This window comes from Paracoccus sp. NIOT.M2S5SZ12 (genome assembly GCF_057748165.1).
On sequence record NZ_JBYLFR010000011.1, the window covers coordinates 136,111 to 142,358 of the forward strand.

Sequence of the window (6,248 nt, forward strand, 5' to 3'; positions counted from 1 at the left end):
TCCTGGCCCCGTCTGGTTCGGTTGGCGTGTTCCCCCGCAATATGGGGCGCTTGGCGGCTGAACGAAAGGGCCGGTTTTCGCGTTGCGATCACGCAACCCTCACGGCCGTGTGAAAACAAGAAGGACACCGACCATGACAGAGACACCCCCGACCCGGCCGGGTCTGCCGCCGCTGTGGCTGGCCCTGCTGCCCATCGTGCTGACGCTGGGGCTGCTGGCGCTGCAGCTGTTCTATTACGGCGATTTCACCCCGCACATCCCGCTGATCCTGGGCCTGGCCATCACCGGCCTGCTGGGCGTCCTGCGCGGGCAGGGCTGGATGGACATCCGCGAGGGGATCTTCCACGTCATCCACGTGTCCATGCCGTCGCTGTCGGTGCTGATCGTGGTGGGCATGATCATCGGGGTCTGGATCGCGTCGGGCACGGTGCCGACGCTGATCTATTACGGGCTGACGCTGCTGAACCCGCAGATCTTCCTGGTCGCGGCGATGGCGCTGTGTTCCGTCGTGTCGCTGTCCCTGGGCACCAGCTGGGGCACGGTGGGCACCGTGGGCGTCGCGCTGATGGGCATCGGCGCGGGCTTCGGCATCCCGGCCTACTGGACGGCGGGGGCGGTCGTGTCGGGGGCGTTCTTCGGCGACAAGATCTCTCCGCTGTCGGACACGACGAACCTGGCGCCGGCGGTGACGGGGGTGAACATCTTCGATCACATCCGCAACATGCTGCCCACCACCGTGCCGGCGATGCTGATCGCGCTGGTCATCTACTTCATCGCGGGGACCTGGCTGATCTCTCCGGCCGAGACCAGCATGGCGCGCATCGACGCGATCACCGACACGCTGGCCGCGCAGTTCACGCTGGGCTGGGTGCCGATGATCCCGGCGCTGGTGGTGATCGTGCTGGCCGTCACGCGCCGCCCGCCGCTGCCCTCGCTGTTCGCGGGGGTGCTGCTGGGCGGGATCATCGCGATCTTCCTGCAGGGCGCGGGGCTGCACGACGTCTTCGCCTATGCCCAGTCCGGCTATGCGATCGAGACGGGCGTGGCCGACATCGACAGCCTGCTGAACGCGGGCGGCATCCAGTCGATGATGTGGACCATCTCGCTGATGCTGATCGCGCTGGGCTTTGGCGGCGCGCTGGAGCGGACGGGCTGCCTGGAGGCGATCATCAACGCCATCATCGGCCGCGTCAAAAGCTTTGCCGCCGTGCAGAGCAGCGCCATCGGCACCGCCTTCGCCACCAACGTGGTGGCGGGCGATCCCTATATCTCGATCGCGCTGCCGGGGCGGATGTATGCACCGCTGTACCGCGGCATGGGCTATTCCACGCTGAACCTGTCCCGCGCGGTCGAGGAGGGGGGCACCCTGATGTCGCCGCTGATCCCGTGGAACGCGGGCGGGGCCTTCGTCATCACCGCCCTGTCGCTGGGCGTGATGGACGGCAACCTGACGAACCTACTCTACATCCCGCTGGCCTTCGCCTGCTGGACGGCGCCGCTGATCGGCATCCTCTACGCGGTCACCGGCTGGTTCTCGCCCCAGGCGACCGATGCCGAACGCCGCGAGTGGGACCGCCAGAACGAGGACGTGCTGGACCTGTGCGATCACGCCCTGGGCGAGAACGCCTAGAGGTCGAAGCTAGCCATGACCGGGACGTGGTCGCTGGGCGCCTCCCAGCCCCGCAGGGGGCGCAGGATGCGGCTGCCATGGGCGGCGCCCGCGATGTCGGCGGTGGCCCAGATATGGTCCAGCCGCCGGCCCTTGTCGGCCGCGTCCCAGTCCTTGGCGCGATAGCTCCACCAGCTGTACAGCAGGCCCTGCGGGATGTCCTGCCGGGTGATGTCCACCCAACCGCCGGCATCCTGCGCGGCCAGCAGATGCTCGACCTCCACGGGCGTGTGGCTGACGATCTTCAGCAACTGCTTGTGCGACCAGACGTCGTCCTCGCGCGGGGCGATATTCAGGTCGCCCACCAGGATCGACCGGGTCGGGCGGTCGGCGTGGAACACGTCGCGCATCTCGGTCAGGAAATCCAGCTTCTGCCCGAACTTCAGGTTCTGCTCGCGGTCGGGGATGTCGCCGCCCGCGGGGACGTACATGTTGTGGATCACCACCCCGTTCTCCAGCCGGGCGGCGACGTGGCGCGCATGGCCCAGCTGCGCATAGTCGCGGTCGCCCGCATCCTCCAGCGGCAGACGCGACAGGATCGCCACGCCGTTGTAGCCCTTCTGCCCGCGCGCCACGATATGGGTATAGCCCAGCTCCGCGAACCGGGTCAGGGGGATCTTCTCGACCGGCGACTTGCATTCCTGAAGGCAGAGGATGTCGGGCGCCTCCTCCTCCAGCAGGCGGGCGACCAGACCCTCGCGCAGGCGGACCGAGTTGATGTTCCAGGTGGCGATGGTGAACATGGGCGGGCTCCTTTGGGCGCGGACCCTAGCCGCGCGGGTCCGCCCTGTCGAGGCGCGGGCTTGCCATATGATCCCCGCGCGCTATGCAAGGGGCGCGGGGATTGGGGGGAATGGCCATGAAGATCACCATCGACGAGGCGCTGACGCGCGGCGGCACGGGCCGGTTCCAGTGGCGCCTTCTGGGCATCTTCGGGCTGGTCTGGGCGGCGGACGCGATGCAGGTCATCGCGGTGGGTTTCGCCGCGCCCTCGATCGCGGCCACCTTCGGGGTCGAGCGCGTGACCGCGCTGCAGATCGGCACGGTGTTCTTCTTGGGCATGTTCCTGGGCGCCTTCGGCTTCGGGCGGCTGGCCGACCGGATCGGGCGACGATGGGTGCTGATCGGCACCGTCGCGATGGATGCGGTCTTCGGCTTGGCCTCGGTGCTGGCGGGGGACTTCACCTGGCTGCTGATCCTGCGCTTCCTGACCGGGGTGGCGGTGGGTGGCACGCTGCCCGTCGATTATGCGATGATGGCCGAGTTCCTGCCGCCCAAGAACCGCGGCCGCTGGCTGGTCTGGCTGGAGGGGTTCTGGGCGGTGGGCACCATCGTCGTGGCGCTGACGGCCTGGGCGGCGGCGACCCTGGGCGCGGGCGCGCCGTGGCGTTGGATCTTCCTGGTCGCGGCGCTGCCGGCGCTGATCGGCTTCGTGCTGCGGTTCTGGATTCCCGAAAGCCCGATGTATCTGGTCCGCAAGGGCCGCCAGGCCGAGGCGCGCGCCGTCATCGACCGCGTGCTGGCCGTGAACGGTGCCATGCCGCTGCCCGCCAACGCGCATCTGCGTCCCGCACCGGTGCCGTCGGGAGGTGCTACGTCGATCATGGCGGCCCCGCTGCGGCGCGCGACCATCGGCGTGCTGGCGGTGTGGTTCCTGGTGTCGCTGTCCTATTACGGGGTCTTTGTCTGGGTGCCGGGGCAGCTGGCGACCGAAGGCTTCGGCTTCGTGCGCGGATACGGCTTCCTCGTGGTGCTGGCGCTGGCGCAGGTGCCGGGATACGCGCTGGCGGCCTGGGGGGTCGAGGCGGTCGGTCGCCGCCCGACGCTGGCGGGGTTCCTGCTCTTGTCGGCGGCGGGCTGCGGGCTCTTCGCGGTGGCCAGCGGGCCGGCGCTGGTCGCCACGGCGCTGATCGTGATGAGCTTTGCGCTCTTGGGCACCTGGGGCGCGCTCTATGCCTTCACGCCCGAGCTGTATCCCACCCATCTGCGCGGCACCGGCATGGGCACCGCCAGCGCCATGGCGCGGCTTGGCGGCATCCTGGCGCCCAGCCTGCTGGCGGTGGTCTTCGCGCAGGGCTTCGGCATCGCCATCGGCGGCTTTGCGGTGCTGCTGGTCCTGGCGGCGGCGGCGCTGCTGATGATCCGGGTGGAGACGCGCGACCGCGCCATCGGCTGACCGGGAACAACGCCGCCCCCCGCCCGTTGCCCCGGAAGATCAGCGAAAGGAGATCCGATGGGCCAGCTTGTGGACGGCGTCTGGAAGGACGAATGGTATGACACCGACAGCACAGGGGGCGAGTTCAGGCGCGACACCGCCCGGTTCCGCAACTGGGTGACCGCGGACGGCAGCCCCGGCCCCACCGGAGAGGGCGGCTTTGCCGCCGAGACCGGCCGCTACCACCTCTATGTCAGCCATGCCTGTCCTTGGGCGCATCGCACGATGATCTTCCGCGCGCTGAAGGGGCTGGAGGATCACATCGACATCTCGGTCGTCCACCCCGAGATGCTGAAGGACGGGTGGGAGTTCCGCACCGATTTCGACGGCGCCACCGGCGACCGGCAGTTCGGGCTGGACTACCTGCGCGAGGTCTATCTGAAGGACACGCCCGACATGTCGGGGCGCGTCACCGTGCCCGTCCTGTGGGACCGCCGGACCGGCCGGATCGTGTCGAACGAAAGCGCCGACATCATCCGCATATTCAACGGCGCCTTCGACGCGGTGACCGGCAACACCGACGATTACTGGCCCGAGGCGCTGCGCGCGCGCATCGAGGCGGTGAACGAGCGCATCTACGACACGGTCAACAACGGAGTCTACAAGGCGGGTTTTGCCACGACCCAGCAGGCCTATGACAAGGCGGTGCATCCGCTGTTCGACAGCCTCGACTGGATCGAGGGGCTGCTGGCCAAGGACCGCTATCTGACCGGCGACCGCATCACCGAGGCGGACTGGCGGCTGTTCACCACCATCGCCCGGTTCGATGCCGTCTATCACACGCATTTCAAGTGCAACCGCCGCCGCGTGGTCGATTATCCGAACCTGTGGGGCTGGGCGCGCGAACTGTATCAGTGGCCGGGCGTCGCCGCGACGGTGCATCCCGACCATTTCACGCGGCACTACTACTACAGCCACGACATGATCAACCCGCACCGCATCATCCCCATCGGGCCGGATGCGGACTGGACCGCGCCGCACGGTCGCGGCTGAGGCGCGGGACAAAAAGACGCCCCGGCGCAGGGAACGCCGGGGCAGCAGAGAGGGAGGGGGTGTGGCCGCATCCGCCGACCACTGGGCTTCGGGTCGTCAACGCCGCAGCCTGAGCCCGGTTCCCGCATCCCTGCGATGAGCGCGATCCCGCCGACCCAACCACAGGCCTGCCAGGACCAAGGCGACGCATAAACCGACCGGCGCAATGACGTACAGGTTTTCGTGGCTTGTGAGGAAGTCGCCCCACAGCTGCGAGGTCGATCGGCGGCACGGGCTGGTATAGCCGCAGGCGGATCCCAGCATGTAGCTGACAACCACGAAGGTCGCCACGATACCCGCGACGCCCACCCCCATCAGCAGCCATGAAACGACGCGCATCATCCCGACAGACTGTCGCGCCCGCGCACGATAGACAAGGCCCCGCACGGGGGCGGGGCCTTGCGGCAGGTCAGGCGACCAGGCGATAGCCGCCCGATTCGGTGACCAGCAGGCGCGCGTTCGAGGGGTCGGGCTCGATCTTCTGGCGCAGGCGATAGATGTGCGTCTCCAGCGTATGCGTGGTCACGCCCGCATTGTAGCCCCAGACCTCGTGCAGAAGCACGTCGCGGGCGACCACCCCGTCCTGCGCGCGGTACAGGAACTTCAGGATGTTGGTCTCCTTCTCGGTCAGGCGGATCTTGCGCTCCTTGCCGTCGATCAGCATCTTCATCGACGGCTTGAACGTGTACGGCCCCAGCTGGAAGATGGCGTCCTCGGACTGTTCATGCGTGCGCAGCTGCGCGCGCAGGCGGGCCAGCAGGACCGGGAACTTGAACGGCTTGGTGACGTAATCGTTGGCGCCCGCATCCAGGCCCAAAATCGTGTCGGCATCGGTGTCATGCCCGGTCAGCATGACGATTGGGCATTTCACGTTCAGCTTGCGCAGCTTCTTGCAAAGCTCGCGACCGTCGGTGTCGGGCAGACCCACGTCCAAGACCACCAGGTCGAAAATGGCGTTCCTGGTCGCCTCGACCGCCTCGGCGCCGCTGCCGGCCTCGGTCACCTCGAAATCGTCGGTCGCGGTCAGCTGCTCGGCCAGGGCCTCGCGCAGGTCTTCCTCGTCATCGACCAGCAGGATCTTCTTCAGTCCGGCCATGCTTGCCTCCTTTGTCTCGTTGCGCAAAGAGGTGGTCGCAGCCGCGCCGTCCGTCCAGCGCCATGTCGGATTTCTCACATGGAGTTGTCGGATCGGTGCGTTATGTTTCAGACTGTTTCAACGACGCGGGGCCCCATGAGATGCCGTAACGGGGCCTGCGCTGCGACCTGCCCGTTACCGTTGTCAAACCGAGGGCAATCTGGCGCCATTCCCGTATTGGATCCATCTGGAGGACT

6 protein-coding genes are annotated in these 6,248 nt (G+C 67.8%); 3 read left to right on the forward strand and 3 right to left on the reverse strand.

Annotated elements, in window-relative coordinates; translation table 11 throughout:
* The first annotated feature begins 133 nt into the window (after positions 1-133).
* Positions 134-1,630 carry a Na+/H+ antiporter NhaC gene (nhaC, locus tag AC2SGK_RS12065; RefSeq protein ID WP_488323771.1) on the forward strand — a complete coding sequence of 499 codons (1,497 nt, stop codon included), beginning with the start codon at positions 134-136 and terminating at the stop codon, positions 1,628-1,630.
* Here nhaC and AC2SGK_RS12070 read toward each other — a convergent pair.
* On the reverse strand, positions 1,627-2,412 hold the full coding sequence (locus AC2SGK_RS12070; RefSeq protein WP_488323772.1) for an exodeoxyribonuclease III: 786 nt from the start codon (positions 2,410-2,412) through the stop codon (positions 1,627-1,629). The two genes, nhaC and AC2SGK_RS12070, sit on opposite strands and share 4 nt — an antisense overlap.
* Before the next feature lie 116 nt (positions 2,413-2,528).
* On the opposite strand from AC2SGK_RS12070, the gene AC2SGK_RS12075 reads away from it, so the two are divergent.
* The gene (locus AC2SGK_RS12075) at positions 2,529-3,845 is read left to right on the forward strand and encodes an MFS transporter (protein WP_488323773.1); all 1,317 of its coding nucleotides are present in this window, start codon (positions 2,529-2,531) and stop codon (positions 3,843-3,845) included.
* A gap of 57 nt (positions 3,846-3,902) precedes the next feature.
* Positions 3,903-4,877, forward strand: a complete 975-nt coding sequence (locus tag AC2SGK_RS12080) for a glutathione S-transferase family protein (RefSeq protein WP_488323774.1) — start codon at positions 3,903-3,905, stop codon at positions 4,875-4,877.
* Between the two features lie 96 nt (positions 4,878-4,973).
* Here AC2SGK_RS12080 and AC2SGK_RS12085 read toward each other — a convergent pair whose 3' ends face one another.
* Positions 4,974-5,258 (reverse strand): hypothetical protein, encoded by a 285-nt coding sequence (locus tag AC2SGK_RS12085; RefSeq protein WP_488323775.1) that lies wholly within the window; start codon positions 5,256-5,258, stop codon positions 4,974-4,976.
* A gap of 67 nt (positions 5,259-5,325) precedes the next feature.
* Entirely contained in the window at positions 5,326-6,012 is a 687-nt protein-coding gene (locus AC2SGK_RS12090) for a response regulator transcription factor (protein WP_488323776.1), read from the reverse strand.
* Between the last annotated feature and the right edge of the window lie 236 nt (positions 6,013-6,248).